The sequence below is a fragment of the Muricauda brasiliensis genome, from assembly GCF_003057865.1.
Taxonomy (GTDB): domain Bacteria; phylum Bacteroidota; class Bacteroidia; order Flavobacteriales; family Flavobacteriaceae; genus Flagellimonas; species Flagellimonas chongwuensis.
On the sequence record NZ_QBTW01000011.1, the window covers coordinates 95177 to 114761 of the forward strand.

General features: G+C 40.9%; 11 protein-coding genes. 3 read left to right on the forward strand and 8 right to left on the reverse strand.

The features are described from left to right. Positions 1 to 38: 38 nt before the first annotated feature. The 6 genes from DCK90_RS06445 to DCK90_RS06470 form a co-directional block, all read right to left on the reverse strand. Positions 39 to 1274 (reverse strand): YaiO family outer membrane beta-barrel protein, encoded by a 1236-nt coding sequence (locus DCK90_RS06445; protein ID WP_108245365.1) that lies wholly within the window; start codon positions 1272 to 1274, stop codon positions 39 to 41. A 50-nt stretch (positions 1275 to 1324) separates the two neighbouring features. Further along, positions 1325 to 2767 carry a glycosyltransferase family 2 protein gene (locus DCK90_RS06450; protein ID WP_108245366.1) on the reverse strand — a complete coding sequence of 481 codons (1443 nt, stop codon included), beginning with the start codon at positions 2765 to 2767 and terminating at the stop codon, positions 1325 to 1327. Positions 2768 to 2781: 14 nt separating this feature from the next. Continuing rightward, the gene (locus DCK90_RS06455; protein WP_159075781.1) at positions 2782 to 3783 is read right to left on the reverse strand and encodes a HEAT repeat domain-containing protein; all 1002 of its coding nucleotides are present in this window, start codon (positions 3781 to 3783) and stop codon (positions 2782 to 2784) included. A gap of 9 nt (positions 3784 to 3792) precedes the next feature. Further along, a complete protein-coding gene (locus DCK90_RS06460) occupies positions 3793 to 4161 on the reverse strand; it encodes a response regulator transcription factor (protein ID WP_108245368.1) in 369 nt (122 codons plus the stop codon). Continuing rightward, positions 4158 to 4865: an Hpt domain-containing protein gene (locus DCK90_RS06465; protein ID WP_108245369.1), complete on the reverse strand. Its 708-nt coding sequence runs from the start codon at positions 4863 to 4865 to the stop codon at positions 4158 to 4160. Before DCK90_RS06465 ends, DCK90_RS06460 begins: the two co-directional genes overlap by 4 nt. 78 nt (positions 4866 to 4943) lie before the next feature. Then, complete coding sequence (locus DCK90_RS06470; protein ID WP_108245370.1) at positions 4944 to 8906, reverse strand: response regulator; 3963 nt, start codon at positions 8904 to 8906, stop codon at positions 4944 to 4946. Between the two features lie 336 nt (positions 8907 to 9242). Here DCK90_RS06470 and DCK90_RS06475 point away from each other — a divergent pair, with 336 nt between their 5' ends. Together DCK90_RS06475 and DCK90_RS06480 are read left to right on the forward strand one after the other, a co-directional pair. Then, a complete protein-coding gene (locus tag DCK90_RS06475; protein WP_108245371.1) occupies positions 9243 to 10145 on the forward strand; it encodes a serine hydrolase in 903 nt (300 codons plus the stop codon). Between the two features lie 88 nt (positions 10146 to 10233). Beyond that, complete coding sequence (locus DCK90_RS06480) at positions 10234 to 12969, forward strand: Npt1/Npt2 family nucleotide transporter (RefSeq protein WP_159075782.1); 2736 nt, start codon at positions 10234 to 10236, stop codon at positions 12967 to 12969. On the opposite strand, the gene DCK90_RS06485 is transcribed toward DCK90_RS06480, so the two are convergent. Both DCK90_RS06485 and DCK90_RS06490 read right to left on the reverse strand, forming a co-directional pair. Beyond that, positions 12956 to 14218: a serine hydrolase gene (locus DCK90_RS06485; protein WP_108245373.1), complete on the reverse strand. Its 1263-nt coding sequence runs from the start codon at positions 14216 to 14218 to the stop codon at positions 12956 to 12958. The genes DCK90_RS06480 and DCK90_RS06485 overlap by 14 nt on opposite strands. Beyond that, complete coding sequence (locus DCK90_RS06490; protein WP_108245374.1) at positions 14219 to 17128, reverse strand: PEP/pyruvate-binding domain-containing protein; 2910 nt, start codon at positions 17126 to 17128, stop codon at positions 14219 to 14221. Positions 17129 to 17461: 333 nt separating this feature from the next. On the opposite strand from DCK90_RS06490, the gene DCK90_RS06495 reads away from it, so the two are divergent. Next, a complete protein-coding gene (locus DCK90_RS06495) occupies positions 17462 to 19126 on the forward strand; it encodes an RluA family pseudouridine synthase (RefSeq protein WP_108245375.1) in 1665 nt (554 codons plus the stop codon). Positions 19127 to 19585: the final 459 nt, after the last annotated feature.

The window sequence follows — 19585 nt, forward strand, 5'->3', positions numbered from 1 at the left end:
ATATTAATTCGATACTTCTTGTATGTCCATCCTACATCTCAAAAACGCTTGATATAACCCAATTTCACAGTGTATTGGTCATCAAAAGTGTCCGAAGCAAACTCTATACGGTCATAAGATGCTTCTACATAAACAACATGGGTTTGGCCCAACAGGTTTCTATAGCCCAAGGCAAAATTAGTAGAGTGTAACCTTGCTGTATTATTGAACAGCACATTGTTCGATGTATTGTCCGGCGAAAAACCGGTCCCCACCCGTACGCTAAAATAATCGTCGGCTCCGCCAAAATAGTATCTTGCCGTAAGTGCATACGAATCTGCTACCTCAGCATCTACCGCATTCAGATACGTCCTAAGGTTAAACCAATAGTTTTTGTAATATTTACCCAATCCAAAGGTGTAGGTCCATGAGGCTTCATCAAACTGTAGCATTCTAAAACCAGCATCCACCTCAAAGGCAGCAGGTAGATTGGCATAAAGTGAAAATCCAGCGCGATACTCTGGAAAAATAGCTTTATCGTTGGATATTCCCCCATTGATATAGGCATAAAACGTTTTTGAAATTCTTGGATAAAAATCCATCTCGAACTGTGTACTTCCGATTCCAAACCTATTGCCATAATTAAGCCTGCCAAAAATCGGTCCAATGCCTGTTTGCCTTCCATAATGCAGACTTGCCAAATGCCAAGGTTGGTCAAAACGCTCCTTGAAATCCACAAAATTATAGGATATTCCTACCTCATTCAAGTTCTCGCCCGTGGCCATATTCTGTAACAAGGACCGTACGTTGGTGGATTTTGGATGATATTTCAAAGCGGTGTTCAACGTTTTGCTTGCTTCTTGACCTCGCTTTAGGTCCATTAAGACTTTTGCTTTGAGCACCAACAGGTTCTCGGAATCTGGATGGGATTGCAATCCTTTATTGGTAATTTCCAAGGCCTTCTCCGAATCTTGATTCCAGAACTCCAAGCTGGCGTAAGCCAAGGCTGCGTCTTCATACTCCGAATTCGATTTGAAAGTTGCTCCTAGGATTCTTCTTGCCTTATCGGTTTGTTTGTCCCATGTGTACAATCGCCCCAAAAAAATGGCATAGTCCACATTTTCCGGAGCTTTTTTCACCACCTCCTCCATAAAACCAATGGCCTTATCATAATTTTTATGTTCAAACGCTTCTTCCCTGGCCATTGTATACATCTCGTTCACCGAAACAGTCTCCTGTGACCAAACGCCCAATGTCAAAAAAAGAAAAACATATAACCAAAACTGTTTTCTCATACATGAATGGTTTTTAAAATATTATTGTTTGAAAAAGGCTGTATCATGATCTATTTTGTAATTACCTCTTCCCTTATCTTGCCCAGACCTGCTCTGCTCATATCGCCCCAAGACTTTCTTCCGCGTATCAAATCAATGTTTCCCTTTAGGGATGACCAAAGGATAAAGGGGTGAAAAATGATGGGTTCCAAAAATGCGGTGAGTATGAGTTTGTAGGTATAGGTGGTTTTTTTGTATTGCTGAAATGAGAATTCCTCAAAAAATAGTGCGGTTACTGAATAGAGCACCGCAAATCCATATGAAACCATGGTAAATCCGAGCACGAACATCCAATTGATTTGACCCAAGATCATAAGTGCAATAAAAAATAGTATCCCAAAAAATTCCACTAGGGGCGCAAACCATTCAAAAAACAGCCAATACGGTGTACTCAAAAGACCAAGCACCCCATATTTTGGGTTGAACATCATGCGCCTATGAATCCAAAGGGTTTCAGCGGTTCCACGCGTCCATCTGTTTCTTTGCCGGTGCAATATGGTCCAGTTGTGCGGAACCTCGGTCCAGCAGAGCGGGTCGGGAATAAATCCGACCGTGTAATCTACTTTTCTGTTTCTCATGAGCCTACGCATGCGTACCAAGAGTTCCATGTCCTCCCCAACGGTATTTGGGTTATAGCCTCCTGCCTCTATTACGGTCTCCTTGTCAAACATGCCAAATGCGCCCGAAATCAACAATAGTCCATCAACACGTGACCAGGCCATACGTCCCATTAAAAAAGCCCGGAAATATTCAATAATCTGTGCGCGTATCAAGAACTTGTCGGGCAGCTTCACCTCAACAATTTTTCCATCTTCGATAATACAAGAGTTGGCTATACGAATAATACCTCCTGATGCGATAACCTTTTTCTCGTTGTTCAAAAATGGCTTTATCAATTTTAATAATGCATCGCTTTCCAGTACACAATCCACATCGATACAACAAATGATATCGTGTTTGGACACATTGATCCCTGCGTTAAGTGCATCAGCCTTGCCGCCGTTTGCCTTGTCCACAACCTTAAGGTTTTTGAATGATTTGAACGTTGACTTATATATTTGTTTGATGTTCTGTGAAGGCAAAATGTTATAGTAAATGGAATCGTCCTTGACCAAGTGAAAGCTTTCAATGAGTTTTTCCATGGTGCCATCCTTACTGCCATCGTTGATGATGACAATTTCGCATGAGGGATAGTTCACCGTAAGCAATGACCTTACATTTTCCACAATATTGGCCTCTTCGTTATAGGCGGGGGCCAAAATGGATATGGAAGGTAGATTTGTGGATTGCAACAGTGCTATCTCATCCTTTAAACCATTCTTACGTTTATATTCGCGTATTTCCAGATAGGAAAAAAATGCAGAAAAAACATACCCAGAACATACAATGGCCCCATACGCCAAAAACAGCCAGCTTATAATTTCCGTAATATGGTTGATGTATAGGTTTTCCACAGGTTCGCCTAAATTTAAAAGTTGGGTTGCATCCTTTTTTCTGCACTCAAGTACATAAGTTGGGTCTGCCACTCCATATTTTGCTCAAGGGCCGGCTTTAATTTGTGAAGCATTTGTAGATCTCCAAGGGTTTCCACCGCTTTGATGATTTCTTTTTTGACCAATCGGGTCTCCTTGGAAAATTTGGGCATTACCTCATCCAGCAGCTTTTCATAATTCAGTTTTCGCAAGGAGGTCACTGCTTGTTTTCTTACCTGTTCATTGGGATGGTCCAAAAAAGGAACAATCGCCGGAATGTGTTCAAATTGATTGAATTGCTGAATCATTCTAATGGAGAAAAGGAGAACGGTGCTCAATTCATGCTTCAACCATAAGGAAAAGTCCGGGGTAGCCCCTTCGTATACAAACTTTAAACAGTCCTCCAGCTGGATGAGCTCCCACAACGTAAGTTCTTTTTTTAATTTGGAGAAGAAAGACAATGGTTTGTTCTCTGCCGTTTTTATATAGAAATAGATAGCTTGGGCACGCACGGTCTCGTGCTTATCGTTTAAATAAAGTGCCACTTGCTTGAATTCCTTTACGTGGAGTTCCGAGAGTACATAGATTGCCCGTGCCTTATCATACCACCTGCCGTTCTTCAAGGAATCCAATATAAAGGTATCGAGCTCCAATGCCCGGAAAATATTTTTTAGGGTGATGGATGATTCTCCCTTTAGATTTTCGTTATAGACCAAGATTTGCCTTACGGCAATTTTCTTTTGCAACTTGAATGTTAAGAATTGGAATCTGAAGGTTTTTGCCTCCTTTTTTAGATCAAACGTTTCATCGAACAAAGCGTTGTTCAAAAAAGTATCGATATTATCCTGAAATAATTTTTTCTTGCGGTCTCTTGCGTTTTTATAGCGTCTGAGGATTATCAATGCGGACACTGTAACGATCACCAACAAAAAAAACAAGCATACAAAGAAGGCCGTTACCTTTAACGGCCAAGGCCAATCAGGCATTATGTTCTCCAATACAGACAATCAATGACTTTCAATGGTTCTTTTTACCCGCAAAGACAGTTCGTTGGGACTGAAGGGCTTGGTGATAAAATCGTTGACCCCCATCATAAAGGCATCAGTTATAATTTCCTCTTGATTGGAAGTAGAGAGTACTATTATGGGCATAGTGGGAGTATTGTTCCTGATATGCTCTATGAGTTCCGTTCCTGTAATATAGGGCAACATTAGGTCAGTAATGACCAATTCAATGGCATCGTCTTCCTTGAGTATTTCCAAAGCCTTTCTACCGTCTTCGGCCACAACAACGTCATACCCATCTTTGGTCAGCTTAAACTCCAATGATTTTACAACCATGGGATTGTCTTCGATGATCAAAATTCTCTTCTTCATACTGCTTTTAATTTGGGGAACTGTTTTTCAATTTCATCTACAATCAACCCATATTCCTTCATCAAGGTTTGGGCTAATTCTGGAATCTCGCTTTCTAAAGCGTTATAGCAAATCGTATTGCAAATAACCGGTCCTGCATCATTGCCCAACATCGAAAAGCTGGGCTTTATGTTATGCGCTATTTGACGTGCTTCCTCAAAATCCGGGGTTGAAATGGCCTTTTGAAGATCAACAAACTTGGCATCCAAGGTGTTTTTGAACAATACAATGGATTCCTCAATAAATTCCTGATTATTGTCGGATAGTTCGTTTAAATATTCCAAGGAGAAAAGTTTCTTTTCTTTTTCTTCACTTTTTCCATAATGTACAAGCGCATCAACATTATATTGCTCTATGGGATAATTGCATCGTTGATAGTTTTCGTGTATCGCTTCTGGTTTGCTATTGTCACCTACGATTACCATTGGATAGGACTTTTGCAGCTCATGAAAAACATACTCCATAACCTTGAAAGGATCTAAAGGTCCTATGCCTTCATCCATTATGATCAGATCATAGGTTGAATTCTTTAAACGTTGCAAGGCACTAAAGCTATCTTGGCAATAGTCCATTTCCCAGTCACGACAAGTATCAAAACTCTGGAAACTCTCCATGAGGTTTTCCGTGGGACTGATAATCAATACATTTTTTAGGATAGTGCCCATTTCTAAAAGTAGGTTTATACCTACTTAAACATAGAATCGGACATAAAATTGTATGAAAAACATATTAATTGTAATATTTTACTTCAAGAGGAAACTTGAAAGGACTTCTTTTAACTTTTCCAAGACTACCGGCTTGGTGACATAGTCATCCATTCCATATTCCAAACAGCGTTCTTTTTCTCCTTTAACAACTCCTGCGGTTAGTGCAACTATAGGAACATGTTCATTAGGCTCCTCTAGCTCCCTTATTTTCTGGGTAGCATCGAACCCACTCATTACGGGCATCTGGATGTCCATAAAAATAACATCGAACTGAGCTTGGACAACATGTTCAACTGCTTGCGAGCCATCGTGAGCCTCCACAATTTTGGCCTGTGGCATTATTTTTTGCAACAAAGTGCGTGCTAAAAATCTGTTTACGGGGTTATCCTCGGCCACCAGAATATTCGGAGATAAATGTTCCAAGCTTTTAGTATCTGCTTGTTCCGATGACTCTGTTTTAACAACACCATTTGAACTGCCGACCTTAATGAGTGTAGACTGTAAATCCCGCAACATTACGGGTTTCGATAAATTGAAACGCACCCCATATTCGGAGCAGGCTTGTTTTATGCTTTCATCTTCGATGGAACTGTGTAGCAGCATTATGGGAAGTTGTTCCGCGGACATACCAAATTTTTCACGAACATGTTGAATCACCTCAACTCCGTTGAGATAAGGCATGTTATAATCCAAGATCATCAAATCAAAATCTGAATGCTTCTCCAAAAGTTCCAGTGCTTCGACTCCGTGGATCGCAAGCTCCGAATCAATATGGGAGAGTTTTAGCATATCCCTTAATATGATTCTATTATTGTGATTGTCATCGACCACCAAGACCTTTTTTACTTTGGATTTTAACGGTTCATCTCCCCTACTGGATTCATCCTCCGTTTTAAACTCAACAACAAAGGAAAACACACTACCTTGGTTGAGTTTACTCTCCACATGCAAACTGCTTCCCATAAAATTCAGAAGACGGTTACTAATAGTAAGTCCTAGACCCGTTCCTCCAAATTTTCTGGTCGTTGAGGCATCTTCTTGATCGAAAGCCTTAAAAATCTTCTCCAAGTTATGTTCGGCTATGCCGACCCCTGTATCCCTAATAGAGAAAACAAAGCATTTTTTGTTTGGGTCCGTCCCCAATTCGGGCTTATACCTGACTTTAAGCTCTACTTCACCTTGATGGGTAAATTTTACCGCATTCCCCAAAAGATTGGTTAGTATTTGGCGTAGGCGAACAGAATCTGCATGTATAGAGCGATCAATATCCGGGGAAATATCCAACAATATTTCAAGGCCCTTGGCATGTGCCTGATGTTTGACAATGTCCATGGTTTGATCACAAAGTTCCAGCAGATCTATTTTCTCAATGTTCAATTCCAATTTCCCTGCCTCGATCTTAGAGAAATCCAGAATATCATTGATTATATCCAAAAGGTGATTCGCCGAGTTATAGACTGTGTGCATATACTCGGACTGACTTTCATTGAGCTCGGTTTTCATCAATAAATCCGTAAATCCAATGACACCGTTCAAGGGCGTTCGGATTTCATGGCTCATGTTTGCCAAAAATTCGGATTTTGATCTATTAGCTGCCTCTGCTTTCTGCTTTTCCTTTATCAATGAGGTCTCATAAACCTTCATTCTGGTAATGTCCTGGAAAATTCCATACACTTTACCGTCAGTTTCAGAACCTTTTGTCCTACCTATGACCCTTACCCATTTTTTCTCTCCATCGGCGGCGTTCATTTTAAGTTCCATATCAAAGGAGTGCGATTGTTCCAAGGATTGTTGAATGGCTTCGTCCAACGTTTTTGCATCTTTCTTGGAGTAAAAAGAAAGCATTCTGTCCAAGCTGGGTTCCCTATCCTTGGGCACACCATATATTTCTTTGGTCATAGAACTACAGGCAAGAGTATTTTTTGAAGCATCATATTCCCAACTCCCAATTTTTGCAATCTGGTTGGATTGGTCCAACATATCTTGCAACCGCAAGCGTTCCATGATATTTTCTTTGAACTGTGTGATGTTTGCGGTAAACATGAGCAACCCTCCAACTTCATCGGGCTTTTTGTACCATGGCTTAACCTCCCATGTTATCCATTGTTTAGAGCCATCTGCCCTTTCAAACACGGCCTCATCGCACGTATTTACGGCCCCGTTCAAACATTCTTGGTGGATTTTTTTCCAGTCATCCCCGATTTCTGGGAACACATCGTAATGCGACCTACCTATAACACTTTCTGTAAGGTGATAATCTTCCAACCACTTTTTGGAAGCTGCCAAGTACACCATGTTGGTATCGAACATGGCTATGGCCGTTGGTGCTTCATCTATAAACAGTCTATTTTGTTCCGTACTTGCTTCCAAAGCAAGCTCATAGGTTTTCTGCTCGGTGATGTCCCAATTGGTCCCCAACATTCTGATTACTTCGCCTTCTTTATTAAGATATACCGATCCTTTTGCGCGTATGTGGCGCATGGAACCGTCAGGCCAAATAATCCTAAAATCACCTTCATAAGACGTTTTATTGGCTATGGCACCCTCCAAAAGTTTTAGCACCCAATCTAAATCGTCCTTGTGGATCATACTTGCCCAAATCGAAAACTTTATAGGCTCTTTTTCCTTGTCCAGACCATAAATATTGTACATGGTATCGTCCCAGATAATGGAACCATCCTCGATATCATAATCCCATATCCCAATGATGGAGGCATCCAAGGCTGCCAAAACCTTTTCATTGGCCTTTTTGAAATTGGACTCTGCTTTGATCCTTCTGGAAATATCCCTAAAAGCAACAATGGTGTTGTAACCGTTTAAGGTCACAATGGAATTTAATGTTATTTCAACCGGTAATTTTTTGCCTTTATCTTTGAGCAAGTGGGTCTCAATTACAGATGTAATGTTTGCTTCCTCTCCATTTTCCTCAATGGTAGGTTCTACCGCTGAAAATTCCTTGATATGGTTCTTATGAACCTCTGTAAAATCATCGGACACAAAATCGTTAATGTTTTTTCCCTTTAAGCGTATGGCATCATAGCCAAAAGTCTTTTTCATTAAACTATTGGAAAGTAGAATCTTGCCGGAGTCATCAATAATTACGATAGGGTCCGGTGTGGCGTTAAGGTACGTACTAGTGGCCAAAAGGTCTCTTTGTGCACTTCTTCTTTCCTGTTCCAAATCGTTTATGGCCGGTATAACTACCATTAAAAAAAACAGTACCGTCGAAATAAATGCAACTGCAAGTACGGCAATTGAAAAACCTGATTCTAAGTACCCTGCCTTGTAGATACGGAAGATGGCATATGTGATCAAAAGGGTCACAGCCGATAATTGGAGAAACATTTTTCTTACAAGATGGTTTCCTATCCCCCTACCAATAAAAAGTTCCATAATCCCATATTTTGGGACCATAAGTGAAATGGCTGTGCTCGCCAACAGAAATCCGATTGCTGTATGCACGGCCATGGATGAAAGAAAGTTGATCTTATCCTCCGTAGGAATTTGAAAAAAATAAGCTGTGATCGCCAAGAAAGAAAAAAATGCCACAGCTTGGGACATGTATGCTGCAAACCTCATTTTGTTAGGTTTCCCTAATAAAATCAGTAAAAGTGATATCCCCAAAAGCGAAAAAGAGAGTGAAGTGGCGGACGACATCCTGCCCGGGTGCGGGTTACTTGATCGTATCCCAAAGTAATCCTCCACAATAAATTGGTCTATTCCCAAATCAATGGCAAAAATATCCTGACTCAAAGTTAACAAACCTACAATCAATAAAAATGCATTGACGATATGCGCAAAAACTATATTATAGTGTTTTACAATAAGTACTATGGTAGCTCCCAAGAAAATAAAGCACAAGGCTGTGTTGAATTTCATTGACGGGAGTTCGGAAACAACCCTGGTGAGGGATTCCAATTGAAACATCCATCCCAATATGGCCAAAATTGACACGATATTGATGATGGCAGAAATGATAAGTATGTATCTCTTGAGCATTTTTTTGGGGAAACAGTATAATTATGTAACGTTTTACTTACAATATATTATACTTAATTCAAAAAAGGAACTCTGTTGTAAAAAGAAATCCATTTTTAAGGTTCGGATACTTCTTCATAAACATTTACTTATCATAGAAAAATTAGCCCTTACCGAAAAACCGAAACAATATTTACAATCGTATTAATCCATATGAATTTTAACATGTTGAATTTCCAACACAGCTCATACACCCTATAAATGCTCAATTTAGCATTTTAACTAATTTTTATTATTTAACACATTGTGTGTCTTACGATTATATAATTTTGACTAATTTTTAAATATGCGTTTTAAATGAAAATCACCTATTTCGCATTTTTATTTTTTCCCGTTTGCTTTTCCATCTTTGGGCAGCAAACTCTACCAATAAAAGTGGGGAGCGAAAAAGTAAAACCGTTGACCAAGTTGATAGACACCTCGTTACAAGCAAATCTAGAAGACGAGATTTTGGGCAATGAGGCATGGGCCAGCTTGATAGGTCAAAAAAAGATGGCAATTGGCATCGTGGATCTTAGCAACCCCGAACGTGTTAGATTTGCAAGGATCAACGGCAATCACATGATGTATGCTGCAAGCCTACCAAAGATTGCCATTCTACTTGCCGCAATGGACGCTATAGAAAAGAGTGAGATCATTGAAACTTCCGAAGTCAAAAAGGACATGAGATTAATGATCAGCAAATCGGACAATGCAGCATCTACCAGAATGATTGACCGTTTGGGGTATGCCAAGATAGAATCCGTAATGACCGACCCAAAGTATGCTTTCTACGATGAAGGCAACGGAGGCGGGCTCTGGGTAGGCAAAAGATATGGTGGCGGTGGAGACACCAATAGGGAACCTCTAAAACAACTCAGCCATGCCGCATCCGTTACACAGGTGTGCCGTTTTTATTATTTACTTGCCAATGGTAAACTGGTAAATGAAAAGCGCTCCAAACAAATGCTCAACATCATGGAGAACCCGGAACTTCACCACAAATTCGTGAATACCTTGGAGGTGATTGCGCCTTCCGCACGTCTTTTTAGGAAATCAGGCTCTTGGAAAACCTATCATTCCGATTCCATTCTGGTATGGGGCAAAGAGTCCAATCGAAGATACATCTTGGTCGCACTGATCGATGACCCTAATGGCGAACAGATTATTCGAAATTTGGTAAAGCCCATCGAAAAAGTATTGAAAAAACCCGAAATTTAATCATTGGAAAGTCACATCGCCAATGATATTTGAGCTAACAAAGAAGTTTTTTGACATACGAAAGGGAGAATTCAAAATCTCCCTTTTTATGTTTTGCTACATCTTTCTGATCATTTCCGTATTACTGATTATAAAACCGACAATCAATGCGCTTTTTCTTTCAGAACTTGGTGCGGAAAAATTATCCGTGGCCTATATTCTGGTCGCTTTCACCGCGGTCCTAAGTTCTTTTTTCTATACACGGGTGCTGACCAAATTTGGGCTAAACCACATTATAAAAACCACATTGCTCACTTCCATAAGTGTACTTGTGGCATTGGCCATTCTTTTAAAAATGGGACTAATGAATCCCTATTTGTTGTTCTTTTTTTATATCTGGTCGGCTATATATGCCGTGCTTTCCGCATCCCAATTTTGGGTATTGGCCAATCTAGTGTATAATGTAAGGGATGCCAAAAGGCTGTTTGGATTTATAGGTTCTGGAGCCATATTGGGCGGTATATTTGGAGGCTACATTACCTCCATTTTGGCACCTTTCGTAGGGAACGATGCCATGATTCTCATCGCCGCAATCATGCTTATGGGTTGTTTTCCCGTTTTAGGGGTAATCTGGAAACTTCGGGTAAATAAGCTAGATGATTTCAAAAAAAAGCAGCGAATCTCTATTACAGATGGCCATCCGTACAAACTGATCAAAAAATCACGCCATTTAACCTACATGGCACTCTCGGTGGCCGTAGGCGTGTTGGTGGCCAAGTTGGTGGACTATCAGTTCAGTGATTTTGCCGCAAAATCCTTTGAAGACCCTGAGGAACTTACTTCCTTTTTGGCATTTTGGTTTTCCACATTCAACCTGTTGTCCTTGGGAATCCAATTATTTGTTACCCATCGTGTTGTTGGTATTTGGGGCGTTGGATTTTCGCTGTTGCTCCTGCCCTTGGGCATCCTTTTCGGCTCTATCTTTTTTTTGATATTGCCCGAACTGTCCGCAATCGTCGTCATCAAGGCCATGGATGGCATTTTAAAACAATCCATAAACAAAAGTGCATCCGAATTATTGGTGCTCCCTTTACCTTTTGAACTAAAAAACCGTACCAAATCTTTTATAGATGTGGTTGTTGACAGCATAGCCACTGGAATTGCCGGTCTATTGCTCATTTTTTTCGTGAGCGCCCTAGACCTCGGAACCACTAGCATTCCCCTATTGATCATAGTTTTAGTGCTCGTATGGATATTTTTTATCGGTGTGTTACGAAAGGAATATTATGCCACTTTTAAAAAGAACCTTGAAAATGTTTCGCCAAGTACCTCAGCATCATCCAATGCAAAAGTGAAGCCGATTTCCGCTGTGGAAGGAATGAAAAACGTTTTTTACAGTGGCACCGACGAACAGATTCTTTTTATGCTCAACAAATTGATGGAAATCAATGACAAGAGATTTACAGATGATGTTATCAGATTGCTTGACCATCCCTCACTTAAGGTAAAAGCAGCCGCCATGCGGAATCTGTATTTTTTGAACAGCTCTAGCATGATTACCAACATCAACGAACTGTTAGAGCATAATGATGAAGAATTGACCTTGGCAACCTTTGAATACTTGTTATTGCACGCCGAACAAAATGAAGAATACATTTTCGACAAATTTCTAGAAGCGGACAGCCAATTAATAAAAGATACCGCACTGTATTGTTTGGCCTTGGAAAGTACGGGCAACCAGACCCTAAAAAACAAATATGAACTTTCAGCCAGATTGGAAAAACGATTGTCCCAAAAAGACATCGCACTAAATCCACTCGTATTAAAGACCATTGGCGCTTCGGGTTATCCTCAATTCTACCCGGTGATAACAGATTATCTCAATAGTATGGATAATCATTTTAGGGAGGCCGCAATTAAAGCGGCCGGATTGAGCATGCGGCCATTGTTCATTAACAAATTACTGCAATTGCTCACTCATAAAAACATGCGTCCGTTTGTCATAGAGGCCTTGCACAATTACGGTCCAGGCATCCTTCCTATCTTAGTTTCAAATGTAAAGAACCGTTCAGTAAACCTCGATGTTTGCAGACTTGTACCATTGGTCATAAAAACCTTTATGTCCAAGGAGGCTGTACATTCATTATTCCAACTTTTTGATGATGTGGACCTAAGTGTACGATTGTCCGTGGTACGAGCACTGAGCGATATCAGAAAAGAGCGCCCTACGCTTCGTTTCAACCGATTCAAGATAGTCGCCAAGATTTTTGAAGAATGTAAACTGTACCATCAAACGTTATCGGCAATGCACACGCAGATCATTATTTCGTACAGAAATCGAAAAAAATCCGGAGGACTCATCAATATGGAAGAAAAAGATGCGAGGGCATCCTTATTGGAGCTATTGGAACGTAGACTTGATTCAGGGCTGGAACGCATATTCAAATTACTTGGGCTTAAATATGTGCAGGAAGATGTTCATAATGCCTATTTGGGCCTTTTGAGTCCCAAGGAAGAATCCCGAATCAAAGCGATAGAATTCTTGGACAATCTGCTTACCGGAAACCTTAAACAGAGATTATTGCCCATAATAGAGGAAGCCACTATGGATTTTTCGTCTGAAGAGGCAATACAAAAAATCAAACACACCATCCCCAGCGAAATCGAATGTTTTGAGCAGCTATTGCAAATCCCTGATGTAAGATTAAAATTGGCCGTAATCTATCTGATGGCCAAACAACGGGACAATCGTTTTGTACCACTTTTGGAGCACCTGGCCACCGATGACAGCCAAAAAATTAAGGATTTTGCACAAAATGCACTCAAGGAAATCAACCTTTCCTAACAATCTTGTCAATAGCAGAGGCCAAATACATATGGTCCGATGCCGAATTTTTTCGGAGCACATTGGTCATCAAGACCACCATATACCTGCAATTATCGGGGTGTTCCACGATAATTACAGAATTCATAAAGTTCTGAACATTCCCCATATATTTTCCGCATTCCTCGCCGTTGCTCCTATCGCATTTGTATAGACTTCCCGATTTAAAATAAACCGCTGCTTCTTTTAAAGCTGGTGACTGCGCATACCGTATACGCCTATCCGTCATGTACATTAACCGCTTCATTTCGAGGCTACTTTCCTCATCTACCACCTTACCTTGCTCCAACTGTACCAAAAACTTCATCAAACCATAAGGAGTGCCGATACTTCCGCCTTTATCTCCTACGTAGGTATTGGCTCCTGAGGTGAAAAAGCTGCCCAATCGCCATTCATCGGAAGTTATTCCCAAATCCCGAAGCGGTAGGTTTACCACATCGTTGGCCAAGTCGGTCAATTCTTTTTTAGGGGTTTCCTTAAAATAAGCCATGGCCTCTTCATCCGTTAGCTCAGGGTATTTTTCGCCGAAGGCGGCCATCAACAATGCTTCCCGCCATACAATACTGGCTGCCCCATTGTTGCTCACGGAGAGCATATGGTCCGCCCATTCATACAGACTGAATACATCACTGGCAACGACTTGGCGTTTTACCAATGTATTTTTTTCCACATTAAAAACGGGAACGGTATGTTCATCCGTGAGCCCCCAGACCCCTGCTTTCACCTCTTTGTTTTTAAGTAATTGTGTACGCAGTTCAAAAGAATCGGGATAGATTTTGGCCAATTGTTCAAAAAGTGCAGTAAGTACGGCCAATTTGCCTACGCTCCCAGGCTGATAACCCAATGTTTTGTTACGTTCGGCATATCGGACGCTATCGGGGTCGGAAATATCCAAAATGGCCAAAGAATAGCTTTTGTCGAGACCTCGGAACAGGGCACCTATATCTTTCTGAAATGATTCGTCCACTTCAAAAAAACTTCCAACGCTATCTTCCTTTCTGGATAAGAGATTGAGCTTGATGTCCTCCCAAGATTTCATGGCACCCTCGGGCAATGGAGAAGATTCCTTCAACTCACCGTTTTTGACCATTTGAAGTCTTTTGAGGCGTTTGATTCCAGTACGCTCGTATCCATCGATAGGATATTCCACAAACTCGCTGAATCCGAGTCCTATCAAACCTAAAAATACTATAACAACTATCTTTTTCATTTACAATTTTTTAGAAAGTGAAATACGTTTTTCAAGGTCAATCTTTGGAGTGATGGATTCCAAATACGTTGACCCCAAAGCCTTCTTGTTCTCAACGAACGGACGAATCTGGAACAACCATAATTTGTTGTCCTTAAAACCAAGCTCCACATCATAAGCACCCTCGTAATCCGAGTTGGTTTCTTTGGGAACACGTTCCCGAATGGTACGTGCCAAATCTCGGATTTCTTTGATGTTCCTTTCCTTGAGCACTCGTTCTTGAAAGGTTGCACTCTTCTTTTCGGTACCGCCCGTTACAGGAAGTACGTTGTAAAAAGGTTCCCTTGCCGGTGCCAACAAGGTATAGGCTCCACTGTCCTTGATAAGATATTGCTCTGCCGACTGACCATCCACAGCGCCACCGGCTCCTCTGCTGAAAGCTACGGTAAGGTCTTTATCCGTTCCTGAACTTATTCCCTTGGTAATCAAAACGCCCGAATAATCTACGTCTACGCTCGGGATTACCAAAATGGAAGGGTACACATTTTCGGGATTCAACAAATATTTTTGGCGCCATTTAAAACTCCTTTCCGTGTAGGGCGATGCCCAAACATCTTTTATACCCTCCAAAATTTTGGTTTTGTCCACCGAATTGAAAATGGTAAGGTTAAGACCTGCACCTGTAAATTCCTTAAGATCTTCCATGTTGGTATCGCTACGTAGAAATACAGGAACTTTACCAAGGTCACCTCCCAATACCTCTTTGAACCCATTTTCCAATTGATCTACAAAACTGTCGAGCAACTCCATTTTTTTTATGGCCGAGCGCAGGGTCTCCAATTGTCTCAACTGATAATTTTCTACTTCATTTTCAGAAATTCCCGAATCCAACATACGGTTCGCCTCTTGGAACATATCGGTCAAAAATTCCCAATACGAACCCTCTTGGCCGGACATTTTTTGGTCCATATGGGTTCTAAAAATCCCAAAGGGAATCACCAATCCCTCAACAACCTTATCGGGAAACATTTTTTTGAGCTGTCCAAGGTTGGCCGCTTTGGGCCCGCACAATTTTCCGGAATCATCGGCATCAACGGTTCGCATGTTAAGCACATTATTCTCGTCCAAACGGATTTGTCCTACAGGCACCTCTATACGTTCTTCCCTTCTTTCCTTAATCTCAAAAAGAGCCAGCTCTTCTTGCGACATTTGGTTCTCAGGCTTAATGATGACGTTCCCTTTATTGGATACGGCATAGAAAACCCTGGTACCGTCATATTTTTTTAAGGCCTGTAAATTTTCATCGGATAGGGCCGCATTCGGAATCCCAAGGTTTCGCGCCAATAATTGTACGTGCGAGACCATGTTGCCCTCGGCCACCGTGGCAATGCCCGCCACGGGTTTTAAATCTGAGGGTGGGCGCTGGAACACATAGATTTTATCGGAAGAAACCTCAATATCGTCAGAACTGCCTCCCACGACCACAAGTTCCCCAAAAGCATAACCCGGGTTAAGTCCACGAATAGTGCTTTGGTTCTGCACATCCATCACTTTGTTCGCCAATTGCGATTCATTTGATATTAAATTGCCCAATTCGCCAACGCTCTGCCCTAAATGAAGCGAGACCGAACCACGGATTTTGTCATCTATAAATCCGGCTGCGAGGGGTTCAAAAGCCACATATTGCTTAACGGTGGCTTCATAGTTCGCCTTTGTCATAGCGGCGCTCCATTCCACAGCGGCTCTTGCCCTGTTCAAAACTTCGGTAAATTCACCGAGGGAGCGATCTTGAATGTCGTATTTGGTGAGTTCGCTTGCCAATTGATCCCATTCCCACTGTTCGAGGTAGCCCGATCCGGTAACCGCCATTCCCAAGTAGCATATTTTATGCAATAGCTCTTTCAAATTTTCAGGTTGATAATCTGGTGAACTTTTGAATACAATCTCTTCCAATTTCAAAGAAACATCCAACAATTGAAGTCTGGCCATGGGTCTTTTTTCTTCAATAAGCCCTTCACGTATATCATATAAAAGCTGGGACGCTTGCTCAACCAACAGTTTAGGGGAATTCAAACTTGTGGCACTTGCCGCAAAACTACCGATGGAATTACCAAGCGGTGTTCCTATGGCCAAAGGTGCTATTTTGGGCAATCTTGAAATATCGACGGGCTTATGAAATTCTTTCATGGTGGCGACCAGTGCATCGAGCTTTTGAGCAATATCCGCTGTCAATTTTGAAGCCTGCGCCTGTTTGAACTTAATTACTTTCTGGATATCAGATTCTTCTGGCTGACTGTGGATTTTGGTCCTTAGGTCCATAAAAGGAAGGTACAAGTCGGATATCACTTTTGATTCGCTCCTCATTTTTTGAGCAACGTTGTCGTCCCCGTTATGTGGAATATCCTTTAAGGATTGACGCACCAAAAAGTATTCATTTCTCAACACCTCATCCTTGGCCAAAAGCCATTTATAAAATTCGATTCCCCAAGCTTGTTCGTCCTCGGACTGTATTGCACCTCGATAGAACTGGCCTTTTTGATTGATCCAACCATTATCCACGCTCTTTAAATACTTATCGAGTTGGTATTGCTTGAGTCGGGAATGATTGTTCTGAGCGTCCCAAAAAGGTTCCAACTCGGTGTATGCCAAGATTTGACCGAGGAATATATGGTTGGTTTTGCCCAAGGCTACCACTTCATCCTTATAACGGGCATGTTGTACGCCAGGGCCAATGTTATCGGGACATGGATCTTTGGGAGCTCGGATACTTCCATCTGTGCAGAACCAACGGATGTCCTTGTAAGGACCCCGGATATCATTTTTATACTTTTTGATGAGTACTGTTATATCATTAGGCTCCAATTTTTGAGCTTGAGCGATACACGACAATGCCATTAAACAATAAAATAGTGTAAGGGTAAAACGCTTCATAGCAAATACGTTTAACAATGATTTCCAGAAGTAAAGCAACTTTTGGAATATTGTCTTTTCTAGTAAATATATTCAAATAACATCAAAATTTATTACTTGCGCTTTCCAATTTTGGACTATTGGAATAAATGAACAAGCGTCAATATTTATTCATTAATTTTTATTGAATTATAAGAATTATAGAACCACATTTGAAGAGAAAAAGTAATCTGGTCAAAAGTGAACCTTCACTTTTAAATCCTTGAACAGTTGAATCTACAGAAGAACTGTAAATTTGCAAGGATAATCAAGTTTTGAATGGACTGACAATCAAACTTAGATAATAAAAAATTATTGGCAACCAACTCACCTTTAAAGGAATACAAAATAGTTTATTTAAAAACAAATGATCAGGACAAGATACCTGATTCATTCGAATATCCTCATTTCTATACCCCTATTGCCATAGCCCAACAAGCGGCGGAGGACCTTCAAAATAGATTGGGAAGAGATTTGCCCGGCTTGGTTAATCAACCAAAGGGTCGCATGCTCGGTGTTCTTGTAGTGCAAACCAAGGACAGTAAACTTGGTTATCTTAGTGCTTATTCGGGCGAGTTGCAGCCTGAGCTGGAAACGCTAGATTTTGTGCCTCCTGTTCATCCATTGCCAAAAGGAGAAGATTTTCAAGAAATGGCCACCATCAACGCCATTGGTAAAGAAATAAAACAGTTTGAAGAAAGTAAGGCTTTCATCCAATCCAAAGAGCAATTAAAACGAATCACCGAAGAGACCAAGGAAAATATACTGGAAGCAAAAAAACGCGCAAAAAAGGCCAAATCCGAACGTAACCAACTTAGAAAGGAGGCCGCTCACCTTCCACAGAAAAAACGTGAAGAACTACTGGCCGATTTAACCGAGCAAGGTACTCGGGACGGAATGAACCTAAGACGCTTTACCCGCTCGGAAAATTTACGGTTGGAAAAAGCGATTGCAGAAACCAGGGCATTTGAAGAACAATTGGACGCGCTGAAGACACTTCAAAAAAACAAGTCCAATGAACTGTTGGAGGCCATTTTTAAATCGTTCGTTTTTTTGAACAGCCAGCAAGAAGGGAAAGACTTAAAGACAGTTTTTACTGAATTTGGAATAGAAGTTCCTCCCGGTGGAGCAGGAGAATGCGCCGCCCCCAAACTTTTCCAATATGCGTTTATGCACGGTTTGAGACCTGTGGGCTTGGCTGAATTTTGGTGGGGAAAATCACCCAATTCACAAATTAGGGAACATGGTAAATTCTATCCTGCCTGCAAAGGAAAATGCCAGCCCATTTTAGCACACATGCTTAAAGGAATCCCTGTAAAACCTAATCCCTTGCTAGAGAATTTTGGAGCAGATAAGCAACTGGAAACATTGTTCGAGGATGAGCATCTATTAATTGTAAATAAACCTGCCGGATTGTTGTCAGTTCCAGGAAGACACATAAAAGATTCGGTTCAAACCCGCATCCTACAACAATATCCCAAGGCTACTGGACCAAAAATTGTACATCGACTGGATCAAGATACTTCTGGAATAATGCTTGTTGCCCTCAATAAAGAAGCGCACAAACGCCTACAACAACAATTTTTGGAGCGTACCGTTCGTAAAACTTATTTGGCGATTCTTGAAAAGCCCATTGAAGAAACCAAAGGGGTTATAGAACTGCCTCTTGTCTTGGACATCAATAACAGGCCCATGCAAATGGTAGATTTTGATTATGGCAAGCCTGCAATCACACATTATGAGGTAATAGAAAAAACAACAACTCGGACTTTGATCCAATTGAAACCGATTACGGGGCGTTCACATCAATTACGAGTGCATTGCGCCCATAAATTGGGCCTATATGCACCAATTGTAGGAGATAATTTATATGGTACTCCATTGGAACGACTTTGTCTGCATGCCCAAAAAATAGAGTTTGCCCATCCCATTACCAACGAACCGATGAAGATTAAAACGGAAAGGCCATTTTCTGTTTGATGGGACAACAATTCAGGATTTTCGAAGTCAAAAAGTAGCCTCGGCAAGAATCGAACTTTTCTTTCGGACCCCCTGTTCTATTAGGGTTTCCACTGTTTAATTTCAAAATGTTGACGATTTGTGAACTATTGCGACCGATTTGTCTCTCATCATTTCAAATATACCTAAACAATTGCAAAATAATCATCTTAAATAAAACTGATTAATATGATATGCATGTTGAAAATAAGATAATACTGTCCTAAAATTTACTTGGAATTGTTTAACTATTGAGATGATTCTATTCTACTACACCCCTTGATTAGTAGATAACGACTTATAAAAATTAAATATTTACGCCTTTACAATATGAATAGGCCACTTATCTACTCTAGATTTATCAAAACGAGCATGTTAGAGCTAAAATGGGCTTGAGAATCAAGAAAAGGGTTATCTTGTAAAAACAAACCTCAACCATTA